This window comes from Pseudidiomarina sediminum DSM 21906, assembly GCF_000423165.1.
Taxonomy (GTDB): domain Bacteria; phylum Pseudomonadota; class Gammaproteobacteria; order Enterobacterales; family Alteromonadaceae; genus Pseudidiomarina; species Pseudidiomarina sediminum.
The window spans coordinates 322,756-347,963 of sequence record NZ_AUHL01000006.1; the positions used below are offsets into that span (position 1 = coordinate 322,756).

A 25,208-nucleotide genomic window follows, 5' to 3' on the forward strand; every position below is an offset into this window, starting at 1 on the left:
GTTAGTTCCAACGTTTAAAAATAAGCGAGGTATTGATACCACCAAACGCAAAGTTATTGCTCATGATGAGATCGGTTTGTAGATGTTTTGGCGTCTCGACAATATAGTCAAGGGCACCACACTCAGGGTCGATGTCGGTTAAGTTGAGGGTCGGGGCAAACCACCCCTCGTTCATCATTTCGATACTGGCCCACGCTTCGATGGCACCACAGGCACCCAAGGTATGGCCGAGATAGCTTTTCAGGGAGCTGATTGGCATGCGCTCTCCAAACACGCTGGCAGTGGCTTGTGATTCTGCGATATCGCCACGCTCCGTGGCAGTGCCGTGCGCATTGACATAACCAATTTGTGCTGGTTCAAGTTGCGCATCGGCGAGCGCTTGGCGAATGGCGATTTCCATTGTTGCCGCCGTCGGCTGGGTCACGTGCGCGCCATCAGTGTTAGTGCCAAAGCCGACCAACTCTGCGTAAATGGTTGCGCCACGAGCTTTCGCGTGCTCAAGCTCTTCTAAAATGAAGGTGCCGGCGCCTTCACCGATGACCAAACCATCGCGCTGGCGATCAAAAGGTCGCGGAGTTTGTTTGGGTTGGTCGTTGGTGGTGCTGGTAGCGTACAAAGTATCAAAAACCACTGCTTCAGAAGGGCATAGGGCTTCGGCACCACCGGCCACCATCAGTTGTTGTTGACCGTACTTAATCGCTTCATAGGCATAGCCGATAGCTTGTGAAGCAGAGGTGCAGGCCGAACTGGTGGTGTACATACGGCCTTTCAGACCGAAGTAAACGCCTACGTTCACCGCGGTCGTATGCGCCATACTTTTGATGTAAGTGGTGGCATTGATGCCGGTCATATCGTGCTTGGCGAGCATGTTGCCAAACACAATCATTTCCTCAGTAGAACCTGTGGATGAACCATAGGCGACACCACACCGACCGTCGCTTAGGCGCGGGTCATCAAGTAACCCGGCATCGATGAGAGCTACCTCAGTGGCACGCGTTGCCATCATACTGACTTGGCTCATCGAGCGTACGTCTTTGCGTGAATAATGGCTAGGGCGCTTAAAGGCGGGCTGTATCGGTGCTGCTAAACGGGTGTTTAACCCAGCAAAGGCATCCCATTCCGGCATGTGGACAACGGCATTTTCACCCTTGAGCAGGCCGTCTCGAAACGTCTGCCATGTATCGCCAAGAGCTGTGATAGCGCCCATTCCTGTTACGACCACACGTTTCATTAGACCAATCCACCATTTACCGAAAAGACTTGGCGGGTAATGTACGCCGCTGAATCTTGAAACAGATAGCCAACCAGGCCTGCGACTTCTTCAGGCTTACCTGCCCGTTGCATTGGGATCATCGACAGAATATGGTCCTGATGCTCAAGAGCTTCAGTCATGTCCGTTTCGATTAATCCTGGTGCGACACAGTTGACCGTAATCTTGCGTTTGGCAAGCTCCAAGGCGAGTGCTTTGGTCGCGCCAATAAGCCCTGCTTTTGAGGCGCTATAGTTAACTTGACCGCGGTTGCCAGCAATGCCTGACACTGAAGCTATGGTGACAATACGGCCACCTTTGCGCAGGCGAATCATTGGCATAACCAATGGCCATAGCACATTATAAAAGCCGTCGAGGTTGGTATGAATCACAGCGTCCCAGTCACTTTCAGTCAGTGCTGGGAACGCGCCATCACGCGTAATACCGGCATTACAAACCGCTCCGTAATACGCGCCATGGGCTTCAATGTCGGCTTCAATGGCGTGTTGCGCAGCGGCCCGATCGGCGACATCAAATTGCAGTAAACTAGCCTGCTGACCCAAAGCTTCGATGCTTTGACAGACAGCTTGGGCGGCAGCTTTATCACTACGACAATGAACGGCAATGTCGAAGCCTTGCTGGGCAAGTTGTAAGGCGATCGCTTTCCCGATGCCTTTGCCTGAGCCTGTGACGAGCACTCGTTTATTCATAGGTATCCTTTATAAATGCGGCCTCATCGGGCGGTTGATAAACATTCAACTTAGCTTTTGCAATCACGGTGTCGGCGTGCTGTATTTCACATTCAAAGACGCTAAGCCCCGAGCTCTCGGCATGGATCTCATGGACGTTGATAACGTACGTTTCGCCCAGGGCGAAATGGCTGACCTGACAGCGATAATTACGCGATCCTAGCAAAAAGCCAATCTTAATGTCTTGTCCGGCATCGCGATGCCGGTACCCTGCGGCGGCGGCGATGGTTTGCGCCATCAGCTCAATACCAACATGCGCAGGTAGACCCTTGAGTTCATCCCGATAGAAAAGATTGTCTTTGGTGATTGTGGCAGCGCAGGTCGCGCCTTCCTGATCACCTTTAAGAAATTGATCAATTAAACGCATTGGCGGCTGGTGTTTTATCAGTTCAGCTAATGCTGGCATGTGCGGTCTCCATCGCTGCGGCTAAACTAAAAATAAGCGAGACATTATTCCCCCCAAAGGCAAAAGAGTTGCTGAGGCAGTGGCGGACAGCGACTTTGCTTGCCTTGGTTACCAGCTGCAGTTGCGGCAGCTCAGGGTCATAGACGCCGTCATAAACATGGAGCGGTAGGCGGCCGTCGTTCTGCTGCAACGCTAACCAGCACAGGGCTGCTTCGACTGCGCCTGCTGCGCCTAAGGTGTGACCGGTCAGTGCTTTGGTGGCGCTGGCCGGTGTCGTAGCAAGCCCACAGGCAGTGACTGCTTGGGCTTCCATAGCATCGTTTAATGGCGTGCCGGTGCCGTGCAAGTTCACATAGCTAATCTCGGCTGGGCTGAGCTGGGCACGGCGCAAGGCTTGCTGCATCGCATCTTGTGCACCGCGTCCTTGCGGTTCTGGTGCCGTCATATGATAGGCATCGGAACTATGGCCAAACCCACTTAAGCTTACCTGAGGTAGTGTCGCGTCAAGCGGTTCTCGTGTGGCAATGAATAAGGCTGCAGCCTCACCTATATTGATTCCATCACGCTGTTGGCTAAAGGGGAGCGTGCGGGCTAAGGCGGTCGATTCAAGCGCATGAAAGCCGTTCAGGGTAAGCCGACATAACGAATCAACGCCTCCGACAATCACGGCATCGACCTGTTGTGCTGCCAACAGCGCTTGGGCACTGATCAAGGCGCGCGCACTGGACGAGCAGGCGATCGAAATACTGTAGCAAGGCCCCTGAACCCCTGTGTACTCGGCAATGAAATCGGCTGGCGCTGTCATCTCTTGCATGCTGTAGTGAAAGTTTTCGGGTAAGGCTTGCGTGGCGTCATAGTGACGGATGGCAGCTTCACCTTCACGAATTCCTGAGGTACTGGTACCAATAATGACTCCGACACGCTCCGCACCAAACTTGGCCTTGCAACGCTCGATGCTAGGCATGAGTTGCGCCAGTGCTGCTGCTGCAAGCTGATTGTTGCGCGTCGCGTGGTGTTTGGGTAACTCTGCAAGCGCCGGTAAACAGGTATCATCGACATGACCGGCGATAAGGTTTGGGCTGTCAGCGACACTTAAATCACAGGTGTGCATACCAGGGCTTTCACCGTTGCAGGCACGTTGCCACACCTGTTCCCCATGGTCGCCGAGTGCACACACAATACCGAGCTGATTGAGGATCATGGTTGCTCCTTAGGGTCGGTTACGGTGCTGAGCGTTTCACGAGTGATCAGGTGCAGTTCGAGGCGATAGCCTAATGCGAGATGCTCAATTTGACTGTGTTGGCCGTCGTGGGTGAGGCGCCACAAAGGAGTGCCCTCCGCATCGAGTAGCGTACGTCCGCTTGCGGTCTCAATGAGCTTGGCATCAGCAAGCTGGGGTTGTAACGCTGCGATAGGCCACGAGGCCAGCTGTAAGTTGGCGAGCACTTGCTGCATCAAGCGGGGATCGTCAAAGGGCGGGAGACCTGAGCTTTGTAGAGCACCGTCGTGTTGTATGCGTGCTCGCCAAAGTTCTTGCCCCAGGGGGCTAAGACCGACCACGGTAATACCTTGGCGCTCGCGAAGTGACGAGACCTGCATGCTTTGACTGGGCTGTTCGGGATGAAACCAGGTTAACGCCACTAACTCTTGTTGTGGGGTGCCCTGCCAAGAGGTCAGCAATTGCAGCTTGGCTGCACCTCCCAAGGGAACGTGCAGGTGCGCAGGAGTAGCCAGCATTTGACAGCCGGATAGTGCGAGCAGGGCTAAAAAACTTAGTACGTATCGGTTTGGCATAATTCAGAAACGACGCGCAGTCGACGCTCACTCTCTTTTACAAACGGGTTGCTTGTGTCCCATGCGTAGCCAGCAAGAATAGAGCAAATCATCGCTTTTATTTGTTCCTGTTGCTGACGGTAAAAAATAACATCTTGAAACGTGCAATTATACCAGCCTTTAACAAAAGTGCGGAAGGTGTCGATACCTTTTCGTAGTGGCTGACTGAACTCTGTTTCCCAGTCTACCGGTTCACCCTCTAATTCGCGCAGGACTAGCGGCACCGCCATGACCGATGACTTAAGTGCAATAGTGACACCGGAAGAAAAGACCGGATCAAGGAACTCACCTGCGTTGCCCAACAACGCGAAGCGCTTTCCGTAGAGTTGTCGCACATTGGCGGAGTAACCGGTCAGCACCTGTTCTGGGCGAATGACGTCATAGTCGCCTAAGAGCTCAACCAAAAAAGGTTCGTCTGCGACTTTTTGCCATAACGCCTCGGCAGGTGTTTGTGCTGGGTCGAAATACTCAGTGCCGCCAACCACGCCGAAACTGGCAGTGTTGTCGGCAAATGGAATGAGCCAAAACCACAGTTCAGGCTGCTTTGGGTGAACTGTGATCAAAATCTTATTCGGGTCGAATGCAGGGTGCGCAAGCTTACTACGGACATGACAAAACGCCGCTTGGCGGACGGGGAAGTCCGACGGGTACTCAAGCTCTAGCAGGCGCGGCAACACCCGTCCAAAACCACTGCCGTCGAGCAAAAAGCGTCCACAAATACGCAGCGTCGTTTGCTGCTCTAAGACGGTACAGCTTAAGGCGACGCCTTCCGGTGCGTCTAAATCGACCGCATCCACTTGGATGCCGTGTTTGACCTCTGCGCCATAAGCCGCAGCTTCATTGATCAGGAGATTATCAAAATGTTCACGTTTGATTTGATAGGTCGTACCGGGCCCAGGCGATGACTTCTTTGTAAAATCAAAATGGGTTTTGTCGCCGTCGCGATAGAAGGCTGCACCGTTTTTAAACTGAAAGCTCAAGGCTTCAGCTTCGCGTTCTACAGCAGCTAGCAAGCCTGCTTCCGCCAAATAGCTCATACATTGCGGCAACAGACTTTCGCCAATAGAAAAGCGCGGAAAGTGCTGCCGTTCAAGTACCAGCACCCGTTGCCCTGCTTGCGCAAGCATGGCTGCTGCGGCGGCGCCCGATGGACCAGCGCCGATAATGATCACATCGTAAAGAGAATGGTTGAACTGCACTAGGAATGTCCTTTGAAATAGGCGGTAGAGAGAACGGGTGCCAGCAAGGCAGTCACCCCAACCCCAACCAAAACAGTGGTGCCAAACGCGGCGATAGCAGGGGTGCTACTGAAGCTTAGTGCACCAAACGCGACCATGGTCGTTAGCGCGGAAATACTAATAGCTTGCAGTGCGTGTGCACGCTGAATGGGGCTAGCGCAAAACACCCCATAGTCGATCCCTAACACAACCACGAGCATGGCGCCGATAAGATGAAATAGGTTCAGCGCCTGACTGAGCAAGGCAACGCTAAAAGCACAAGCAATGGCGCTGATAATAATGACGATGATCTGCGTACTGATCAGGGCCCGCTGCTGTAGTTTTTCGGCGGGCAGGCGCCAGGTGAGCAGTAGCCACGCTAGGGCCAATAAACCGAGTAACCAGAGTGCCAGTTGTTGACGATACAGTGCCAGCGAATCACTGGCTTGCGTGAGGGGGTTGAAAAGCTCAGCTTGAGGCCAGTGTTGTAGCGCCTGCTTTAACGCGGCGCGGTCAGTTATATCAGCGAGGCGGATGATGGCAACGGCCGCAGCGTCATTTTCCTGAGCGTTAAAAAACGCGGGGTACAGTGGATGGTGCGCAATACCGCCTGACGTTGGCGGATAGCTCGGCGCGTCAATGCCGAGCCAACTCAGATAGGCTTGCCCCTCGGGCTGTTGCCAGAGCTTTTCCAAAGCCGCTTGGGTCGTCGCGAGTTGTTGTGGAGTCGGTACATAGTCAAACCAACTTTGCCAACGCGAGAGTATCCCTTGCTGTTGCCACTGCGGCAGCAACGCATTGATTTCGCCATATATCGGATACAGTGCAGCAATGTCTGGGCCACGCAGAAGAATCACATCGGCATCATAATAGGCGGAGGTTTGCGCGCGCACATGCTGTTCTTGTGCTAGCAAAGATGCCGGTGATGATGCCAATTGTTGCACCGCATCGTCCGTATCGTAAAGTGCAGCCAAAGTGGCAACTGGCACAAAACAGGCGATACAGAGGAGACTTAGCCGTAGGCGCGAGCTAAGGCGCTGATAGCCATTTTCCAGAGTTTGGTGGAGTGCTTGCCATTGTGGTTTCGGCGACTGTGCCAGTCCAAGTTGAGGGGTCAGTAAGACGACCAGCAGCACGACCGCTAATGCTGCTGCCATAAACACGCCGAGCTGCTGCATCAGAGGGAGTGGTAACCCGAGCAAGAGGAGAAAGCCGGCGATGGTGGTACAGGCTCCTAACAGTAGCGCTGGCACCACGTGACGCCAGCTGTGCCGACCGTGGCTGGCACCGATGCTGGCATGAAAGACGTAGTCGATACATAGCCCAATTAAGGTGGTGGCAAAGACCAGTGTTAATAGGTGCGCGTGGGGAAAGGCCCATAGTACGGCGGTGATCCCAGCCAGTGACGACAACGCGAGTGTCAGCGCAGCAAAAAATAATTGTCGAAGCGAACGAAAGACCCAAAGCAACAGCAACAACACCACGATGACGGAAAGCCCACCAAACCAAGTCATTTCCGATTTTGCTTGTGCGGCTGCGGCACTGGCATGGAAAATAAGCCCGCTGCGCGCCACCTCGACCTGTGGGAACTGTTGTTGCACCTGCGCAATGAGCTGTTCGACCTGTTGCGTCACCTGCTCGGCGGCAGTTTGACTCAGTGCATCGGCTGTGCTCGTCAGCGGCAGTAGCAGTTGGAAGACGTCACCTTGTCGACGCTGATAGAGAGGGCCTGAAGCCTGAAAGCCCGGAAATACTTCGGGTAAAGATTCGACGTAAGTTTGACCGAGCAGGAGTGGATCTTGTTGGATATCTGCCCAGACCGGCAACGGTTGCTGTAGACGTTGCTGGGCGTTGTTAATCAACTGCTGTGGGTCGTGTTGCAGGAGCGTTAGGGCCGCTGGCGTCGCCCAGTAGCCAGCGTGCTCCGCGTAAACCTGCAAGAACTGGGCACTGCTTTGCCCACTGAGGGGGGTAATGCCTGACGCGTGTTCGGTCAGTGCTGTGAGCTGCGCGGTAAGCAACTTTTGCAGTGGCGCTTGTAGCTCTTCGGGACCACTAAACAGTAGCAAAAAGCGTTGTTCGTTCGGCTTTTGACTGGCGAGGTAACGTTTATGATAGGGATCAGCTTCTTGGGGCAACGTATCAAGTAGGCTACTTTGCCATTGCACCATTGGTACTCGCACCGCCAGCAGGCCGCTTAGCACTGCGCCAGCAACCAGCAGGAGGAACCAAGCGAACCCTCTAGTGCGTTGCATCTGCTTGTGATTCACGTGGGGTGAAGGTGATGACGCTACGGTTGCCTTGGGTTTCTTCAATCGTCACTTGTTCGATGCCGGCGCTACCACAACTTGTGATCTCACGAATAAACTGTTGCAACTGCGCGGCTTTGGGTTGTAGGGCAAGGCAGTGTTCGGTCTGTTGATAGCTAAAACTTTGCGCTAAGGCTTCAGCGTCACCTTGCAAGACCGCGAGGAGCAGTTGTGCGACCACTTCGCTACCACGCATGGTTGTGCCATCTCCACCAGCGGTGATGCCCTCAGCGCTGATGGTTAATTGTTGTTGCAAGGGTTGTTGGGTATGCCAAAGAACTTGCGTTGCAGTAATGGTCAGCTCACCTTCACTAACCAAAGGACGTGGTAAACCCTCAATGCTACGGCGTTGGACAAAATTGACATGCAACGGGAGCGGTTGCTGTTGGGCAGCGAGAAAGTTTTTGAGGGCATCGGAAGGAGCATCTTGTGCACCCACACGAGGACTCCCTAGCATGATGATTGTGCAGCTCAGTAACAACAGGTAACGATAGAGGCTCATGACGGCTCCACCCCAAGACGCTCAAATAAGATTGGTGGTGACTCGAACAACATCTCTTGGGTATCGATGGCGACGGCGACTTGAATACTGGTTGCTTTGGTCAGCACCTGTTCGGTGTCACAGCACTGAATCACATAATCAATGCGCAAGCGATGTTCCCACTCTTTCAGCGTTGCAATGACCTCAACATCTTGGCCATAGCGCGCCGACGCGACATACTTTAGGCGTAGGTCAACGATGGGCCAAAGGTGGCCATTCGCTTCCATCTCGGGATAATCGTAGTTAAACAGTCGTAACAGTTCGCTGCGTGCCATTTCTAAATACTTCACATAATGCCCATGCCAGACCACATGCATGGCATCGACATCAAAAAATGGCACATTTATCTTCAAACGCGTTTGATACATCATTCGTCCTTATAGAGGGTCCAGCGTTGTGCTCGGACTTGCTCAAGCCAATAACGAAGCTCTGCTTCTAGAGGGCGATCTTCTTGCACCAAGGTGAAGTCTGCGCTGATATCTGCAAGCATCGCATCAATCGCCGCGCTACACTGTGTTTGCCCAGCCTGTTGTCGGCGCAGCTGTACCCCTTGTACGGTGGCCAATAAGGTTGCCACCATGACCTGCTCGGTCAGCTCCAGCACGCGTAAACAATCACGTGCAGCAATGGTGCCCATACTTACTTTATCTTGGTTGTGGCACTCGGTCGAACGTGAAAAGACACTGGCTGGCATGGTTAGCTTTAAGGCTTCTGCAGTCCAAGCTGAGCAGCCAATCTGCACGGCTTTAAATCCATGGTTGATGGGCTGGCGCGCCCCCTTTGCAGCGGACAAGTTGGCAGGCAGGCCGTTGTTCATCTTCGTGTCCATTAACAAAGCCATCTGGCGATCATGTAAGTCCGCCAAGTTAGCCACCGCTGTTTTCATGCTGTCCATAACCATGGCGATATGGCCACCGTAAAAGTGCCCTCCGTGCAGGACGTGTTCACCTTCACCGTCAATGATTGGATTGTCATTGGCACTGTTGAGTTCATTTTCGATGGTTGTTTGGAACCATGGTAGCGCATCACGCAGCACGCCAATAACATGTGGTGCGCAGCGAATGGAGTAGCGATCTTGCAAACGATCGGAATTACGAGGGTGCTCAAAATGATTCAGGTCGTGCTGAATCCAACTGGCAATGCGTTGCTGACCTTGGTGTGGCTTCACCGCAAAAAGCTTATCATCAAAGTGATTACTGTTGCCTTGCAGCGCAATGCTGGCAAGTGCCGTGATGCGGGCTGATAAACGCGAGAGGTACTCGGCACGATGCCACGCCTGACAGGCTAAAGCGGTCATCACCGCAGTACCATTCATGATCGCTAAGCCTTCTTTGGGACGTAAGCTCAATGGCGCTAAGCCAAGCTCTTCGAATACTTCAGCGCTTGCGCGCGTTTGGCCTTGGTAGCGCACCTCGCGCTCGCCGATAAGTGCACCGGCCACATAAGATAGTGGCGTCAGATCGCCGCTGGCGCCGACGCTACCCTCTTCAGGGATCAATGGCAGAATATTGTGATTCAGCATCACCACGAGGCGCTCCATCAAGGCCCAGCTAACGCCTGAGTAGCCTTGCGCGAGTGAGCATAGGCGGGTCGCTAAGATTGCGCGCACACTGTCGTCGCTAAAATGGTTGCCTAAGCCGCAGCCGTGGAACCGCGTTAGATGAATTGGCAGTTCGTGCACGAGCTCGAGTGGAACCTTGACCGTACAGCTGTCGCCATAGCCTGTGGTGACCCCGTAAATCACCCCATCTTCACGCAGTAGCTTATCTAAAAAAGCGGTGCCTGCATTGATCCGCTGACGAAATCCGGTGTCATCGCTCAAGCCCGCTGTGCACTGCTGTTGAGTGAGCCGAATAATGTCGTCAATGGTGATGCGTTTGCCGCCAAACGCTAGGGTTGCTACGGACATCGGTTACAGATCCTTGTCGTGTTGTTGCCAAAAAGAATAAAAGTTGAACCATTGGTACGGGTAACGTTGACAGAGCATTTCCAGCTTCGCAACATAGCGTGAGAGTACCTCTTGAATCGCTTGCTGGCGCTCACGTCGCGGTAGTTTGAGTTGCGTTGTGAGCAAATCTAAATGTAAATCGAAGCCAGCGTCTTCAGTGCGACGCAAACAGAATAGCAAATAAACCGGGCATTCAAGCACGCTAGCAAGTACCCATGGACCTATGGCAAAAGGTGCTGGAGCACCAAGAAAGTCGTGCTGGACACTTTGACTGGCGTCTGTCACCGAGACGCGGTCGCCAACAATCACCACAAATTCACCTTGATCCACCCGTTCACGCAAGCGAATGGCCAGCGCCATATCGATAGAGGTGACTTGAATGATATCAATGGCGACACTCGGATTGAGTTCTTGTAGCGCCCGGTTAAAGGCTTGTGCATGTTCGGTAAATACCAAGACATTCATGCGCTTGCTGTAGTTGCTACTGGCGATAGCGCGGGCGACTTCAAGGTTGCCAAGGTGGCTACCGATGAGGATGCCGCCCTCACTCCGTTGTTCAAGATCTTGAAAGAGGGTATTGCCACAGTTTTGTACATCAGTGCGTTGAATGCGACCAATCCAAGCATCGGTTTTTGCCAGCGAGGCCAGGCCAAATTGCCAAAAATGGCGCAAACTGTTCCGCCAGTTCGGAGCTCTGGCAAAGGGCGAGGCTGGCCCGGAAAACTGATGCAAGCGCTGCAAGTAGCTTAATGAAGCGCGACGCGCATCACCACCGGTCAAAAAGAAGTATAAAATGACCGGCGCGAGTACCAGTCGCATCAACCAATGACCGCCATACTTATAGGCGCGCAAGATAAAGACGATGCCCCAGTAACTACCGCGTTCTTCTTTTTTCGCCCAATGGCTCATGCTGTGCCTCGCCGGCACTTACGTGCCAACAGTTTCGGTAACCGCAGCAACATGCCAAAAAACAACCGTGTATGCATTTTTGATATGCGCCAGTTGTCCGCTAAGCCCTGAAAGTGAGAGCGCCCACCCTCTGGGTAAATGACCTTGGTCGGAATAAAGTACATAGCGATACCACGCCAATACATGCGCACCATAATCTCGATATCAAAGTCCATCCGCGCGCCGGGACAATGTGCTTCAATGGTGGCTAGTGTGGCCGCAACCGGATACACCCGGAAGCCACACATAGTGTCTTTCACTTGCAGCGACAAAGTTTCAATGTGTACCCAAAAATGCGTGATTTGTCGGCCGATTTTACGTGCTGTTGGAATTGAATCGTCGTATTGCGGTGCGCCACTGATAAGGGCCTCAGGATGCTTTGCCGCGCAGTCCCAGAAACGCGGAATGTCGTTGGCATCGTGTTGGCCGTCAGCATCAATTTGCAGCGCATGCGTTAATCCACGCTGGTGCGCTTGCCGCAATCCTTCCATCACAGCCCCACCTTTCCCCGTATTCACCGGCAAATGATGCACCGCCACCCACTGTGGGTACTGTTGTTGCAAGGCAGCTAATGCCTCTTTCGTCGCCGCATCAGAGCCATCATCAATAATGATAATCGGAAGCTGGTAGGGCAGTAACTGCGTCACTGTCGCGGCGATAGTGTCGTGATGATTGTAAATTGGGATGACAAAGCAACGCTGCAACATATTAGCTCGGCTCAGCAAAAATCAGTCGTCCAGATGACATCGCACGCTCACCACACTGATAGCGGAAGACCACACAGTTATCACGTTTGAACTCTAGGCGCAGGGTCACGTCAGCGCGTGGCAATAGCATGTCATTGAATTTCAGTACCTCAATGGTGCTGACTGAACGCGGTGTGTGCCAATGATCTGCAGCAATTTGGGCCGCCCAATCAAGTTGCGTGACACCCGGCAGTAAAGGCGCCTCGGGAAAGTGTCCTTGGAAATACACTGAATCAGGCGCCAAAGTGAAGTCAATCTGCAGTAGCGGACGCCCTTCAGGCGTGGTGTCCTGACGCAGCTGCGTGAATTCGGGAAGCTGTGGTTTCATAGTGACACATTCTCAATAAACAATTGTTGCAACGCGGCCTGAGTGATTTTCCCAGCCGCATTCAACGGGTAATGGCTAACGTAGCGATACTTGCGCGGTAACACAACTTTCTCGAAGCGGCGTTGCAAGTGTTCACGTAGGGCTTTACGCAAGGTCAATCGGCCTTCGTGTGCCAACATTTGTTGGCCTTGCTCGGTAAGGACGACGACTAATCCCAGAGTGCTTTTGGGTTCGCTTAAGATGCAGCAACGTGCTTGGGCAACCCACGGGTGGGTGGCGCAAAACTGTTCAAGCTCGGTCAGTGAGACGCGCTTTTCTGCGATTTTTACAATCCTATCCATCCGCCCGAGCAATTCAAAGTGATGCGCATCAAGCTGCTGCACACGATCTTCGGTGGTAAACCAGTTCGTGTCGGGCAGATGCGGTGAGCGCACGCTGAGTCGTTGCTCGGCCGACAGTGTAATATCGACACCGGGGAACAAAGTGAAAGCGGTCGCTCGGTTGTGTCGTTGCCGCCAGGCAATGCCACCGGTTTCAGTGCTGCCATATACTTCAACGGGGGCGGCCAACTGCGCCGCGACAAAACGCTCAGGCACAGCAGCAGCTAATGGACCACCGGAGGAAAAGACATAGCGTAAACTTGCGCTTGGCTCGGCAAGTGGCGCTAAGGCTTCATAGCGTTGCAAGTGCGCTGGGCTGCTGACGAAGTAGTAGCGGCGGCCATGTTGATGAAACCCATGCCATTGCTCAAGATACTGGACGGGCGGCGAGTCAAAACGGCGATTACAACAAATCGGCCACAACACCGTGAAGAGCAGCCCATAGATATGTTGATGGGTCACACTACTGAGTACTTCTGCGTCACCAAGGTGTGCACCGAAGGCCTGCTCTAACGTGTGCACTTCGTGCAGCAATTGTGCGATGCTTTTGTGAATCGCTTGAGGCTGGCCACTCGAACCGGAGGTGAATAAGGTAATACGCGTGTCTAAGCGTCCTGTCAGTGAGGCCGCAGTTAACTGTCGTGGGTCGATGTCTGGCAGCTGTGTCGGCGCGTGGGCATCGACATGATCGGCCAAAAAACTAAGCGTTTCAGGTTGTGCATTCTGTGGCATAACGGGGGTGCGATGCTCACCAAGGAGGGCAAATAACCAAACAGCAAAAGTGTAGCGGTCTTCATTGAATAAGAGCCAGCGCTGGCTATCGCTGGTCGCGATGATGCGCCGCGCTGCGTTACAGTGGTCGATAAACTGTTGCTGAGACAGCGAAATTTGCCAATTATTGCTGTCGCTTTTTGACCACACGTCGTACTCCTAATTCGATCAACATGAGTGCCCCCATGGCAATGTAGGCAATCACACCATTGTAGAGGGTCCAAAGTTTGAGATTTGCCAGCAGCGCGGTCCATAAAGCGAGCGCGCCATTGACACAAAAAAACAGGCACCACACTAGCGTGACTCGTTCGGTATAACGAATCGCCGCTGGCGTTAGTTCACCTTCCATGGCCTGTGCCAAGCGCGTGATAATGGCTGGTTTTTGTAGTAAGGAGCCGGCAAACACCAGCAAGAAACCTAAGTTCATCCAAACGGGATAAAATAATGCCCCGGCGATGGGATCAACCCACCAAGCGCCAAGCACGACCAGCGCGACGGCGGCAACCAAAATATACGTGCGCGGTTGGCGCCAGTCGCTGACCACGAGTTGCGGTAACACCAATAAACACAAAATCCACCAGAGTTTGTCCGTGTGCCCTGCATGCACTAATCCCGCTACCCAAAGCGGGTAAGCGATCAGCGCAATGGCAATCAGGACACGGACGGGCTGCATCATGGTCGCTTAACTTTGCATGAGCGCATAAACTTCGTTGACAACATCTTCGACGGTGCGCACCGCTTTAAATGCGTCTGGACTGATCTTTTTACCCGTGATTTCACGTAGTTTTACCACTAAATCTACCGCATCAATGCTATCAAGATCTAAATCTTGGTAGAGGTTCGCGTCAGGGCGAATGGCATCACTTTCCAGCTCAAAGTCTTCAACTAGGATCTGTTGCAACTGCTGGTAGACATCTTCTTTCGTTTGCATGGTACTCATTATCCTTTCTGGCTGGTGATGAAGTCAGCCAGAGTATTTACACTGTAGAAATGTTGCTTGGTGTCTGTTGCATTCGCATCAAGCTTTACATCGAAAGCTTTTTTGATCGCTAGGCCCAACTCAAGCGCGTCAATTGAATCAAGATCAAGGCCATCGTTCTCGTCGCTAAAGAGCGGAGCATCATCGCGAATGTCAGCAACGCCGACATCTTCGAGATCCAAGGCTTCAATGATCAGCGTTTTCAGTTCTTGTTTTAAAGTTTCCATTACTTTCCAATACCTTGTTGTAATAGCTTTCAAGATCGCGCGTGAGCTTGCGGGCTGCGATACTTGCTGTGTCGTCTTGGTAAGGGGCAATTTCAACCAAACGCAAATAGCCAATGGTAAGGGTTGGCTTTTGTTTGGGAGCACAATACCAAGGCTCATTTTTTATTAGCGTAACAGGGTCACACGCAACCCGTAGCGCAACTAAATCACTGTTTGTTCGCAGGGCCAGATTGGCAGGCCCGCGCTGGAACTTAAAAGCATGCCCAGGCTCAGTACGGGTACCTTCAGGAAAAATAATGAGATTATTTCCTTGCGCTAGTGAGCGCTGACAATCAGTGATGAGTCCGTCGGGGTCGCCGTTGCTAATGTAACCGGACGATTTTATCACACCTCGCATGAAAGGGTTATGCCACAAGTGTGCCTTGACGACGCAGTCAGCGTTGGGCACAAAAGAAATAAGGGCAACGATATCAATCAAACTCGGGTGGTTGGCGATGATGACCTGACCACGACAGTTTTGCAGCTGTTGGCGAGCTGGAAAATCAAAGTTAAACACGCCAGTAGCGCGCATTAAGCCAATGAAAAAGCGAAAGGTCTTTTGTACCATTTGCTTTGCCATTTGTTGCTGGCGTGCAGGATCACCGTAGGCACGTAACTTGAGCAGGGGTAATGCCGTCAGCGACATGACGAGACCACCGAGGCCAAACACAACGAAGCAAAGCCCCGTCGCAAAACGCCGCCAAGTTTGGTTCAACCAACGCCAACTAGCCCCCAACATGCCACTGCCAACGTTGGTTATCACGGCAAAGCTCGACCTGGGTCGCTTGCAGTTGGGTGATGCTGCGTTGTAAGTGCTCGGCAGCGCTGATCAGTGAAGTATTTGCAGTTGCTGCTTGATGCGTTTCAAAGCGCACTGGACAGCCTTCTTCACGACTTAACAGGGTGACAAAGGTAAAGCTGCGCTCAGGTAAAGCTGCGTGTTCAAGATAGGGCTCAGGTGGCGGCTCATCAGTATAAATGAAGAGGACTTCAGGCGCCTGCTGTAATTGTAAGCTCGCCTCTAGCCACCCCATCGCAAACGTACGTTCACCGGCAGCTATGGTGGTCATGGCTGCCGTATTCCCGAGTAAAATGCTGAGTTGCCCGAGCACCGCATTATTCACCGACAAACTAAATTGGGTGGGGGACAAAGGCTGGTCCGCTGCAAGTTCATGCAATAGCTTAATAGTGCGGTGCAAATCGCCATGTTGAGAGGCTAAGACCACCGGGATCTTTGCCGCCTGCGGGTGGTGTTCAAGCAACTGCAAAACGCCCCGCATGAGCAGTTTGGCGTACGGGCTTAAGCGCCGCCGTGTCGATGCGGGGATCGATTGCAGCGGGTCTTGCGCGTAGGCATCGTCATTTTGGGCCATAACGGCGGCTTTGCTGAACATCAACATGGGCAATGTCTTGTGTGAACGAGCTTCAAAAGAAGCGGATAATACACAAATCAGTAGTTGTTTTCAAAAAACCAACAATTCGGTTTAAGGCTCAACAATACCTGTGTACGCACGGGGATAATTTTCCAACGCCTGCGGAAGCTGAGCAAGTGTTTTTTTCATCGCGCGTAAGGCTGCTTTGCGGGCAATAAAGTCAGGTAAACGTCCCGCTGGATCTGCATAACCTTGATAGGTGATGCGAATGCGTTTGTCGTTGAGTGGTGTAATCGTCCAACGAAATGCGACTGCCGTCATCAGCACGCCTTGTGTGGCAACGTTGTACTCATCACTAGCGTCGCTGACATCGATAGTTACCGTTAAGCTTTCGCGATCTTGTTGCCATTGGCTTCGGGTGACCATTTCGCGCGGCGCGATCAGGAACATGCCTTCAAACTGGGTATGGACAATATGCACGTTCGTTTGTGGCTGCGCAATCAGGGTTGCCTTTTCGGCATGCGGCACCCAATCGCTGATAGACGCAGTGTTTTCAAGTAGGTGCAAAAAACTACCAAGACGAGCCGTCGTGGTGAGTTCGGCTTTCAGTTCTGTGACGCCGCTGGGCAAACTGCGATAGGCAATATAGCTATGCTCAGTCGTGGCGTACTCTTGCCACTCTTGTGGTGTCGCGCTTACCTGCACGGGCAGTAGTAAGGTTAGCGCGAGCATCGCCAGCCACCTCATCGGCTTACCACTCACGTAACATGGCCCAGAAAATCCACAGCCAACCAATGATAAAGCAGGCGCCGCCGACGGGGGTGATTGGACCAAACCATGTGATACCGGTTAATGCCATTAAATAGAGGCTCCCCGAAAATAGAATAATCCCTGCCAACAACAACCAACCACCGGTTCGCACCCCTCCAGAGTTTGGATAGGGAATTTGCAATAAGGCGACGAGGATCAATCCTAGGGCATGATAGATATGGTATTGTACGCCGGTTTGAAAAATCGCCAATGCCTCTGGAGTAAGCACTGACTTGAGTCCGTGAGCTGCGAAAGCGCCAAGGATGATACCAAGCATCATGTTAATGGCACCAAGCATTGCGAAACGTTTCATAGATGAACCTACTAAACTGAACGAAGTGGCTAGGTTTGCGAGAGACTACTGTACCCTAAAAGGAGCGAAAATGCGTGTCGCGAATGCAGTAAAAGCATTGGAAATTCTCAGTGATAATGACGTTATTTGGTGTCAGTCAATGGCTGCCACACCCTATAAGCTGCTGCATGGACTTGCCGAAGTTGCTTTGCAGCGAAACAACATGACCTTGCTACAATTACACACTGAGCATAGCGAGGTGCTGGCGGACCCTGCGTTGCAAGGGCATTTGCGTCAACGCGCTTTTTTTGTGGGCAAGTCAACGCGGCCAGCGGTACAGCAGGGCTTGGCTGACTATGTGCCTATTTTCTTATCAGAAATTCCGAAGCTGTTTCGCTCAGGCGAACAGCCTGTTGATGTGGCACTTATTCAGGTGTCACCTCCCGATGCGCACGGCAACTGCAGTTTAGGCATTTCCGTGGAAGCGACTCGGGCAGCGTTGCAAGTCGCTAAGAAAGTCATTGCATGGGTGAACCCTAAGATGCCGCGTACTCACGGCGATTCTTTTATTCATGTCAGCCGCATTGATCGTTACTTTGAAGAAGCAGCGGCACTTCCATTGCACCGGCAACCGCAACAAGATGACGTTACGCGCCGTATCGGTGAGCGTGTCGCCGAGCTGATTGACGACGGTGATTGCTTACAAATGGGGATAGGCGCGATTCCTGATGCGACCCTCGCGTGTTTAGGCAATCATCGTGATTTAGGCATTCATACCGAAATGTTTTCCGATGGGGTGTTGCCGCTGGTCGAAAGCGGCGTCATTAACAACGCCCGTAAACATAAGCACCGAGGGCGTATCGTCACAACCTTCGCCATGGGTAGTCAAAAGCTTTACGACTTTGTTGATGATAATCCGCAAGTGGCATTCCTCGACGTTGAGTACACCAACGACACCGCGGTCATTCGGCAAAATAAGCAAGTGATGGCGATTAATAGTGCCTTACAAGTGGATCTGTCTGGGCAAGTCTGCGCCGACTCTATCGGGACCCAAGTTTACTCCGGGGTCGGTGGGCAGATGGACTTTGTCCGTGGTGCGAGTCTCTCCGAAGGCGGTCGCTCAGTGATCGCCTTACCTGCAACCGCGCGTGGCGGCAGTGTGTCGCGAATTAGCTCATTGCTAGCACCTGGCGCTGGGGTGGTTACCACCCGGGCGCATGTGCACTACATCGTCACCGAGTATGGCGTTGCGAATCTGCGTGCCAGAAGCCTTACCGAACGTGCCGAAGCTTTAATTCAAGTAGCTGCACCGCAGTTTCGAGAAGCGCTCGCACGCGCCGCACGCGACGATTGGGGACTCGCGGTAAAGGTTTAATTTTAGAAAAGTTCAAAATAGTTATTGACAACGGTTGTGTTCGCCTCTATATCGTCAGTGTCGAAAGAGGCGAACATTATTCCCTGTAGTTGTTGGTCTGGAGGAAGACTTGCGATGACATCAAACAACCGTGAACTCATTACCAAGAAGGCGTTTAACGACTTCAAAAATTACCCTTATGGTTTTGCTCGCTCAGGTGACTTTTCCATTCGTGAAAGTGACCTGTTAAGCAAACATGGAAGCTTGGTTGCCGCGTTGGTGAACGGCGAGTTAGAACCTATGTCTGCCGAAGAGCAGTCACTGGTCGCTGTGGCGCGTGGTGAGAAAGCGGCGGAAACGCCATTAGAGAAAGCTTGGTCGAAATATCAAAGCCGTATTAATCGTCCGAAAGTGGGGAGTATGTACGGTCGCAGTCGCTACACTGATGAAGCGTTTGAAGTGTCAGGTAGTGATGACGATGATATCGTTGTCGAAGACTGAGAGATAGTTGTTGCGTCCTCGCAGCAGGCGAGGACGCAACCTTTCGCTAGGCCTGTTCGCGAGCGATCGCGCGGTGCGCAATATCGGTGCGATAGTAGGCATCTTGCCAATTGATTTTATTCACGCCAGCGTAAGCCTTCTGCTGCGCTTGACCGACAGTGTCAGCAATTGCGGTAACACACAACACACGCCCACCAGATGTAACAATATCGCCATTGTCTAAGCGTTGCGTACCCGCGTGGAACACTTTGGTGTCGCTAGTATCCGCATCAGCTAAGCCATGGATCACTTCACCTTTAGCGTAACTGTCAGGGTAACCGCCGGCTGCCATCACCACACCAACGGTCGCGCGTGGATCAAAATCGATGCTGGTGTCTGCTAATTCACCCTTACATGCAGCAAGGCATAAGCTGACGAGATCGGACTGTAAGCGCATCATAATCGGTTGCGTTTCAGGGTCACCGAACCGGCAGTTGTATTCCAATACTTTGGCAGTACCGTCAGGCGCAATCATCAAACCCGCGTACAAGAAACCGGTATACGGATGACCTTCCGCAGCCATCCCTGCAACCGTAGGTGCGATTACTTGATCCATCACCCATTGGTGCACAGCCGGGGTAACCACTGGCGCTGGAGAATAGGCTCCCATACCACCGGTGTTCGGGCCTTTGTCGCCATTGTCACGGGCTTTGTGATCTTGGCTGCTGGCAAAAGGCAGTGCCGTTTTACCATCGACCATAACGATGAAGCTAGCTTCTTCGCCAACCAAAAACTCTTCAATGACAACACGGCTACCGGCGTCACCGAAACGATTGCCAGCCAACATATCGTCAATGGCAGCATCGGCTTGCGCCTCATTTTCAGCGATGATGACACCTTTACCTGCGGCTAGACCGTCGGCTTTGATAACGATAGGCGTGCCTTGCTCGCGAACATAGGCTTTCGCACTTGCCACGTCAGTGAAGGTGCCGTAAGCCGCTGTCGGGATCTGGTGACGGGCGAGGAAGTCTTTACTAAAAGCTTTTGAGCCTTCGAGCTGCGCAGCACCTTGGGTTGGACCGAAGATGTTGAGGCCTGCAGCATTAAACGTATCCACTACGCCAGCAACCAAAGGTGCTTCAGGACCAACGATGGTTAATTCAACGCTGTTTTGCTGCGCGAAGGCTAGCAAGCCGTTGATATCGTCGGCTGCAATAGCGACGTTTTCCAATTTAAGCTCTGTCGCTGTACCCGCGTTTCCAGGTGCAACAAAAACGGTTTCAACCAACGGCGACTGTGCCGCTTTCCATGCTAGCGCATGCTCACGGCCACCGCCGCCAATCACAAGTACGTTCATGTCGTGTCGACTCTCTTGTTTCGCTTATGAAGAAGTTTCAGGTTTTTTAAATTTCAGGGTAAAACGGTCACTCTCACCAATAGCTTGGTAACGTGCACGATCTTGTTCGCCAAGACTGAGTGTTGGTGGCAGACTCCAAACGCCACGCGGGTGAGCCGCGGTATCTTCTGGATTGGCGTTAATGTCACTTTCCGCAACCAGAACAAAGCCCGCAGCTTGTGCCGCAGCAATTGCGATACTCGCTTTCATATAGCCAGAGCTATCTTGTTCGGTAACCGGGCGTTGTTCGGGCAAGCGGTGATCGACCACACCAAGAATGCCACCAGGTTTTAAGGCGGTGTAAAAGGTCGCGAAGGCGCCTTCGAGTGCTTGGTTACCACCCCCCATATACCAGTTGTGCAAGTTGCGGAAGGTCAAAATACGGTCGACACTCCCTGCAGGAGCTATCGCACTGTTTTCCGACGGCGCAAATTCAGTCACTTGAATGGCGCCAAATGCCTCATCAGAGGCGACGCGCTCGACAAATTTTTTGCGCGAATTGACATAAAAGTCACGCGTTTCTGATTGTGGAAAGTGCGCGGCATAAAGCTGCCCTTGCTCTTTCAAGTAGGGCGCTAAGATCTCCGTATACCAACCGCCACCTGGCCAAATCTCGACCACCGTCATATCCGGTTGCACATCGAAAAAGGTTAAGGTTTCAATTGGGTTGCGGTAGACATCGCGTTTGAGGTTTTCTGGATCACGTGCTGGGTTTTCATTGACCGCCTGAGTCAGGGTCATACCACTGACTTCGCTGGTGCTGTCGTTATTGCCACAGGCCATCAGTAGCAGCGTGGCCGCTGCTACTGTCATCATTTGCGTCATTGCTTTCATGTTGGCTCCTTACGTTGTCTCTGATGTGTCCTATCCTAGACCGCGAAAGGCGTCTCGGCAACGTCATTAATGACGGAAGTGACGCATCCCAGTAAATACCATCGCAATACCGTGTTCATCGGCGGCTTGAATGATTTCTTCATCACGGATTGAGCCACCCGGTTGGATAATCGCTTTGATACCCGCTGCAGCTGCAGCGTCAATGCCGTCGCGGAATGGGAAGAAAGCATCGGATGCCATCACACTGCCGGCAACTTCAAGGTTCTCATCGGCAGCTTTAATGCCTGCGATCTTGGCACTGTAAACGCGGCTCATTTGTCCAGCGCCCACACCAATGGTCATGCCGTCTTTGGCATAGACGATAGCGTTTGATTTAACAAACTTGGCCACTTTCCAGCAGAACAATAAGTCTTCCAACTGCGCTGCCGTCGGTTGTACTTTGCTCACGACTTTGAGGTCTGCTGCAGTCACTTCGCCACGGTCGCTGTCTTGTACCAACAAACCGCCACTTACACGTTTGTAATCCAGTGTTGCTGGGCGCTCTGTCGACCATTCGCCGCAGGCAAGCAAACGCACATTGGCTTTGGTTGCGACGATCTGTTGTGCTTCGGCGCTGACGCTTGGTGCGATAATCACTTCTACGAATTGACGGTCAATGATGGCTTTCGCAGTTGCTTCGTCAAGCTCGCGGTTGAACGCGATAATGCCACCAAAGGCTGAAGTTGGGTCTGTGGTAAAGGCGCGGTTATAGGCGTCAAGACAGTTGTCACCCACAGCAACACCACATGGATTGGCGTGTTTTACGATAACGCAGGCTGGCTGCTGGAATGATTTAACACACTCAAGCGCCGCGTCGGTATCAGCAATGTTATTGAAAGACAGTTCTTTACCTTGCAACTGCATCGCCGTGGCAACAGAAGCTTCGCTCGGTTGCGCTTCAACGTAAAAGGCCGCGTTCTGGTGGCTATTTTCACCGTAACGCAAGTCTTGTTTCTTCGCGAATTGGCTGTTGAACGTACGCGGGAATTGGCTTTCTTGCTGTGGCAAGCGGGCGCCAAAGTAGTTGGCGATCATGCCGTCGTACTGTGCCGTGTGCTCAAACGCGCGAATGGCAAGATCAAAGCGGGTGTCGAAGGTCAGGCTGTTTTGGTTCGCGTCCATTTCTTCAAGTACACGCGCATAGTCGTGTGCATTTACGATAATGGTTACGTCTTGGTGATTTTTGGCCGCCGCACGCACCATGGTTGGGCCACCAATATCAATGTTTTCAACCGCATCTTCGTGTGAGCAGTTCGGATCTGCAACTGTATTCGCAAACGGGTACAGGTTCACCACGACCATGTCTATAGGCGCGATGGCTTGTTCTTGCATCAGAGCGTCATCGGTACCACGACGTCCTAAAATACCACCGTGGATTTTCGGGTGGAGCGTTTTCACTCGACCATCCATGATCTCCGCTTGTCCGGTGTGTTCAGAAACATCGGTTACGGCAATGTTATTGTCACGCAATAAACGTGCGGTGCCACCTGTCGAAAGGAGCTGTACGCCACGCTGTTGAAGTGCCTGGGCAAACTCAACAATACCTGTTTTATCAGAAACACTAAGAAGCGCGCGTTGAATTGGTCGAATAGCCATCATAATCACCATTGAAAATCATTAAGTCATTGTTCTTAAAATAAAAAAGAGCGCACGGGCGCTCTTTTTCAGGGGGCACTTAGTTCATGCCGTATTTTTTCAATTTTTTGCGCAACGTACCGCGGTTAATGCCTAACATGGTCGCTGCACGCGTTTGATTACCGCGCGTGTAGGTCATGACCTCGGCCAATAATGGGGCTTCTACTTCGGCCAAGACTAACTCGTACAACTCTTCTGGATCTTGTCCGTCGAGCTGCTTCAAAAACGAGTTCAATGCTTGCTTAACCGAATCGCGCAGCGGTTTTGGCTGGGCGTTATTTCCCATTGTAGTGAATGGCGAAACTTGGTCACGATTTGCGTTTTGATCAAACATAGGTGCGCTCTATCTCTTCTTAGTTTACTGGGTTAAAAAACGTCGCCAGCGCATCGAGCTGCTGTTCAGCAGACTCAAGCGTAACAAAGTGCCGGCGAAATTCTGTTGCAGGCTGCTGCTCTTGTAAGTACCAGCCTACGTGTTTGCGGGCAATCCGAACGCCGGTGACTTCGCCGTAGTGCTCATGCAACTGTTGGACATGTTGCAGCACCACTTGACGGACTTCATCGGTACTCGGTTTTGCCAACTGCTCGCCGGTTGCCAAATAATGGGCAATTTCACGAAACAGCCATGGATTACCTTGCGCGCCTCGACCGATCATCACGGCGTCGGCAGCGGTGTAATCAAGAACTTCTCGGGCTTTCTCCGGAGAACGGATATCGCCGTTGGCTACCACGGGAATCGACACGGCCTGTTTAATGGCACGAATCGTTTCATACTCCGCTTCACCTTTGTACATACAAGCACGAGTACGACCATGGACAGCGAGCGATTGAATACCAGCTTGTTCAGCAAGTCGCGCAATAGCTACACCGTTACGATGGTCAGGGTCCCAGCCCGTACGGATTTTTAAAGTAACGGGAACCTCGACTGCAGCAACCACGGCGGTGACAATCGCCTCCACCAAGTCCGGATGTTGCAAGAGCGCTGAGCCCGCCATCTTTTTATTTACCTTTTTCGCTGGGCAACCCATATTGATGTCAATGATTTGCGCACCATTGGCAACATTATGTTGCGCGGCAGCCGCCATTAACTCGGGTTCGCAGCCAGCGATTTGAACAGCTTTGATACCGGGCTCATCCGCATGCCCCATGCGCTTTTGTGACTTTTCTGTTTGCCACACGCGCGGGTTGCTCGACAACATCTCCGAGACAGTTAAGCCTGCCCCTAAGGCGCTGCAAAGCTGCCGGAAGGGGAGATCTGTTACGCCTGCCATGGGCGCAAGAATCACTGGATTATCGAGCTGATAGGGTCCGATCCGCATCGGTTAAAAACTGTTCAACTTAAGGGTCGAAAATTTTAGGGAATTTAGCGCAGAAAGAAAAGGCTGTAATTTGTACAAAAGCAGCCTTTTTTGCACTTTTTACACTTGACAATTGTGTGACAATCTACTGTTTACGTGTTGCGTGGAGCATCACCCACTCATCATGCAGTTTTGCTGGTGAAAACGAGAAGTGTTCACAATACGCACTTTCCACGGCATCAATTTGACGCTCGAGGATACCAGACATGACCAGTTCACCTTTAGACCCAACGTAACCCTGAATAACATCAGCAAGTTCTTGGAGGGGGCCTGCAAGGACGTTGGCAAGCACGAGGTCGGCAGCGAGGGTGGGTTGTTGGCTTGGTAAATACACCTCCAACTTATCCGCAACACCGTTTCGTTCAGCGTTCTCACGACTGGCGAGCAAGGCTTGTTGATCGATATCAATACCGATGGCACGCTCAGCGCCGAGAAGAAGTGCTGCAATTGCCAGAATGCCTGAGCCACAGCCGAAGTCGACCACAGTTTTACCGGTTAAGTCTTGACCATCGAGCCATTGTAAGCACAGCGCGGTGGTTGGGTGAGTGCCGGTACCAAACGCCATCCCCGGATCAAGCAAGATGTTCACCGCATCGGGATCTGGAATGTCACGCCATGTGGGGCACACCCACAAGCGTTCACCGAAACGAATGGGATGAAAGTTATCCATCCATTCACGTTCCCAATCTTTGTCTTCAAGCTGATCGGTTTTGTACTGGAAGTCGTGCTCAAAGTAGCGAGACTTACGAATGTTCGTCAGCACACGCTGCATGTCCGTTTCAGCAGGGAAGAGGCCAGTGACGAGCGATTCTTTCCAGTACAAGACTTCACCTAAAGGTGGTTCAAAAATCGGATTGTCGTGGGCATCACGGTAGGTGACGGCCATGGCACCATTACCCATCAGCATGTCCCCAACTAAGGGGGCATGCTGCTCAGGTGCGGAAACGGTAAGTTGAATCCAAGGCAT

General features: G+C 52.4%; 29 protein-coding genes. 2 read left to right on the forward strand and 27 right to left on the reverse strand.

The features are described from left to right. Position 1: 1 nt before the first annotated feature. The 21 genes from G535_RS0103160 to G535_RS0103260 all read right to left on the reverse strand — a co-directional run bounded on the left by G535_RS0103160 (position 2) and on the right by G535_RS0103260 (position 17,166). Positions 2-1,231 carry a beta-ketoacyl-ACP synthase gene (locus tag G535_RS0103160; protein WP_026860734.1) on the reverse strand — a complete coding sequence of 410 codons (1,230 nt, stop codon included), beginning with the start codon at positions 1,229-1,231 and terminating at the stop codon, positions 2-4. Beyond that, positions 1,231-1,959: a 3-ketoacyl-ACP reductase FabG2 gene (locus tag G535_RS0103165; RefSeq protein WP_026860735.1), complete on the reverse strand. Its 729-nt coding sequence runs from the start codon at positions 1,957-1,959 to the stop codon at positions 1,231-1,233. Before G535_RS0103165 ends, G535_RS0103160 begins: the two co-directional genes overlap by 1 nt. Then, complete coding sequence (locus G535_RS0103170; RefSeq protein WP_026860736.1) at positions 1,952-2,404, reverse strand: hotdog family protein; 453 nt, start codon at positions 2,402-2,404, stop codon at positions 1,952-1,954. Before G535_RS0103170 ends, G535_RS0103165 begins: the two co-directional genes overlap by 8 nt. After that, positions 2,388-3,605, reverse strand: a complete 1,218-nt coding sequence (locus G535_RS12795) for a beta-ketoacyl-ACP synthase (protein WP_051206929.1) — start codon at positions 3,603-3,605, stop codon at positions 2,388-2,390. The genes G535_RS0103170 and G535_RS12795 overlap by 17 nt, the downstream gene beginning before the upstream one ends. Beyond that, on the reverse strand, positions 3,602-4,141 hold the full coding sequence (locus G535_RS0103180; protein ID WP_157981197.1) for a DUF3261 domain-containing protein: 540 nt from the start codon (positions 4,139-4,141) through the stop codon (positions 3,602-3,604). Before G535_RS0103180 ends, G535_RS12795 begins: the two co-directional genes overlap by 4 nt. A 35-nt stretch (positions 4,142-4,176) precedes the next feature. Further along, positions 4,177-5,436: an NAD(P)/FAD-dependent oxidoreductase gene (locus tag G535_RS0103185; RefSeq protein WP_026860738.1), complete on the reverse strand. Its 1,260-nt coding sequence runs from the start codon at positions 5,434-5,436 to the stop codon at positions 4,177-4,179. Further along, positions 5,436-7,709, reverse strand: a complete 2,274-nt coding sequence (locus tag G535_RS0103190; RefSeq protein ID WP_026860739.1) for an MMPL family transporter — start codon at positions 7,707-7,709, stop codon at positions 5,436-5,438. Before G535_RS0103190 ends, G535_RS0103185 begins: the two co-directional genes overlap by 1 nt. Then, positions 7,696-8,265: an outer membrane lipoprotein carrier protein LolA gene (locus G535_RS0103195; protein WP_026860740.1), complete on the reverse strand. Its 570-nt coding sequence runs from the start codon at positions 8,263-8,265 to the stop codon at positions 7,696-7,698. The genes G535_RS0103190 and G535_RS0103195 overlap by 14 nt, the downstream gene beginning before the upstream one ends. Further along, entirely contained in the window at positions 8,262-8,672 is a 411-nt protein-coding gene (locus G535_RS0103200) for an acyl-CoA thioesterase (protein WP_026860741.1), read from the reverse strand. The genes G535_RS0103195 and G535_RS0103200 overlap by 4 nt, the downstream gene beginning before the upstream one ends. Next, positions 8,672-10,213 carry an HAL/PAL/TAL family ammonia-lyase gene (locus G535_RS0103205; RefSeq protein WP_026860742.1) on the reverse strand — a complete coding sequence of 514 codons (1,542 nt, stop codon included), beginning with the start codon at positions 10,211-10,213 and terminating at the stop codon, positions 8,672-8,674. Before G535_RS0103205 ends, G535_RS0103200 begins: the two co-directional genes overlap by 1 nt. Before the next feature lie 3 nt (positions 10,214-10,216). Continuing rightward, a complete protein-coding gene (locus tag G535_RS0103210; protein ID WP_034727411.1) occupies positions 10,217-11,161 on the reverse strand; it encodes an LpxL/LpxP family acyltransferase in 945 nt (314 codons plus the stop codon). Further along, a complete protein-coding gene (locus G535_RS0103215; RefSeq protein ID WP_026860744.1) occupies positions 11,158-11,907 on the reverse strand; it encodes a glycosyltransferase family 2 protein in 750 nt (249 codons plus the stop codon). The genes G535_RS0103210 and G535_RS0103215 overlap by 4 nt, the downstream gene beginning before the upstream one ends. 1 nt (position 11,908) lies before the next feature. Next, on the reverse strand, positions 11,909-12,274 hold the full coding sequence (locus G535_RS0103220) for an ApeI family dehydratase (protein ID WP_026860745.1): 366 nt from the start codon (positions 12,272-12,274) through the stop codon (positions 11,909-11,911). Next, positions 12,271-13,575, reverse strand: coding sequence for an AMP-binding protein (locus G535_RS0103225; RefSeq protein WP_026860746.1), 1,305 nt, complete (start codon positions 13,573-13,575; stop codon positions 12,271-12,273). Before G535_RS0103225 ends, G535_RS0103220 begins: the two co-directional genes overlap by 4 nt. After that, entirely contained in the window at positions 13,550-14,101 is a 552-nt protein-coding gene (locus tag G535_RS0103230; RefSeq protein WP_026860747.1) for a COG4648 family protein, read from the reverse strand. The genes G535_RS0103225 and G535_RS0103230 overlap by 26 nt, the downstream gene beginning before the upstream one ends. A gap of 6 nt (positions 14,102-14,107) precedes the next feature. Then, positions 14,108-14,356, reverse strand: coding sequence for an acyl carrier protein (locus G535_RS0103235; protein ID WP_026860748.1), 249 nt, complete (start codon positions 14,354-14,356; stop codon positions 14,108-14,110). Positions 14,357-14,364: 8 nt separating this feature from the next. Beyond that, the gene (locus tag G535_RS0103240; RefSeq protein WP_026860749.1) at positions 14,365-14,631 is read right to left on the reverse strand and encodes a phosphopantetheine-binding protein; all 267 of its coding nucleotides are present in this window, start codon (positions 14,629-14,631) and stop codon (positions 14,365-14,367) included. Further along, positions 14,591-15,433 (reverse strand): lysophospholipid acyltransferase family protein, encoded by an 843-nt coding sequence (locus tag G535_RS0103245; protein ID WP_241970479.1) that lies wholly within the window; start codon positions 15,431-15,433, stop codon positions 14,591-14,593. The genes G535_RS0103240 and G535_RS0103245 overlap by 41 nt, the downstream gene beginning before the upstream one ends. Then, positions 15,396-16,070: a beta-ketoacyl synthase chain length factor gene (locus G535_RS12800; protein WP_051206930.1), complete on the reverse strand. Its 675-nt coding sequence runs from the start codon at positions 16,068-16,070 to the stop codon at positions 15,396-15,398. Before G535_RS12800 ends, G535_RS0103245 begins: the two co-directional genes overlap by 38 nt. Before the next feature lie 84 nt (positions 16,071-16,154). Then, positions 16,155-16,775 (reverse strand): START domain-containing protein, encoded by a 621-nt coding sequence (locus G535_RS0103255; protein ID WP_051206931.1) that lies wholly within the window; start codon positions 16,773-16,775, stop codon positions 16,155-16,157. Between the two features lie 19 nt (positions 16,776-16,794). Continuing rightward, complete coding sequence (locus tag G535_RS0103260; RefSeq protein WP_026860752.1) at positions 16,795-17,166, reverse strand: DUF423 domain-containing protein; 372 nt, start codon at positions 17,164-17,166, stop codon at positions 16,795-16,797. A gap of 70 nt (positions 17,167-17,236) precedes the next feature. Here G535_RS0103260 and G535_RS0103265 point away from each other — a divergent pair, with 70 nt between their 5' ends. Both G535_RS0103265 and G535_RS0103270 read left to right on the forward strand, forming a co-directional pair. Next, positions 17,237-18,520 carry an acetyl-CoA hydrolase/transferase family protein gene (locus G535_RS0103265; protein WP_026860753.1) on the forward strand — a complete coding sequence of 428 codons (1,284 nt, stop codon included), beginning with the start codon at positions 17,237-17,239 and terminating at the stop codon, positions 18,518-18,520. A gap of 114 nt (positions 18,521-18,634) precedes the next feature. Next, positions 18,635-19,000 carry a MaoP family protein gene (locus tag G535_RS0103270; RefSeq protein WP_026860754.1) on the forward strand — a complete coding sequence of 122 codons (366 nt, stop codon included), beginning with the start codon at positions 18,635-18,637 and terminating at the stop codon, positions 18,998-19,000. A gap of 46 nt (positions 19,001-19,046) precedes the next feature. On the opposite strand, the gene purD is transcribed toward G535_RS0103270, so the two are convergent. The 6 genes from purD to prmA form a co-directional block, all read right to left on the reverse strand. After that, complete coding sequence (purD, locus tag G535_RS0103275; RefSeq protein ID WP_026860755.1) at positions 19,047-20,336, reverse strand: phosphoribosylamine--glycine ligase; 1,290 nt, start codon at positions 20,334-20,336, stop codon at positions 19,047-19,049. A 24-nt stretch (positions 20,337-20,360) separates the two neighbouring features. After that, positions 20,361-21,209, reverse strand: a complete 849-nt coding sequence (locus G535_RS0103280) for a class I SAM-dependent methyltransferase (RefSeq protein ID WP_026860756.1) — start codon at positions 21,207-21,209, stop codon at positions 20,361-20,363. Between the two features lie 66 nt (positions 21,210-21,275). Further along, positions 21,276-22,847, reverse strand: a complete 1,572-nt coding sequence (gene purH, locus G535_RS0103285) for a bifunctional phosphoribosylaminoimidazolecarboxamide formyltransferase/IMP cyclohydrolase (protein WP_026860757.1) — start codon at positions 22,845-22,847, stop codon at positions 21,276-21,278. Between the two features lie 76 nt (positions 22,848-22,923). Further along, positions 22,924-23,217 carry a DNA-binding transcriptional regulator Fis gene (gene fis / locus G535_RS0103290; protein ID WP_026860758.1) on the reverse strand — a complete coding sequence of 98 codons (294 nt, stop codon included), beginning with the start codon at positions 23,215-23,217 and terminating at the stop codon, positions 22,924-22,926. Between the two features lie 19 nt (positions 23,218-23,236). After that, on the reverse strand, positions 23,237-24,202 hold the full coding sequence (dusB, locus tag G535_RS0103295) for a tRNA dihydrouridine synthase DusB (RefSeq protein ID WP_026860759.1): 966 nt from the start codon (positions 24,200-24,202) through the stop codon (positions 23,237-23,239). A gap of 124 nt (positions 24,203-24,326) precedes the next feature. Next, entirely contained in the window at positions 24,327-25,208 is an 882-nt protein-coding gene (prmA, locus tag G535_RS0103300) for a 50S ribosomal protein L11 methyltransferase (protein WP_026860760.1), read from the reverse strand.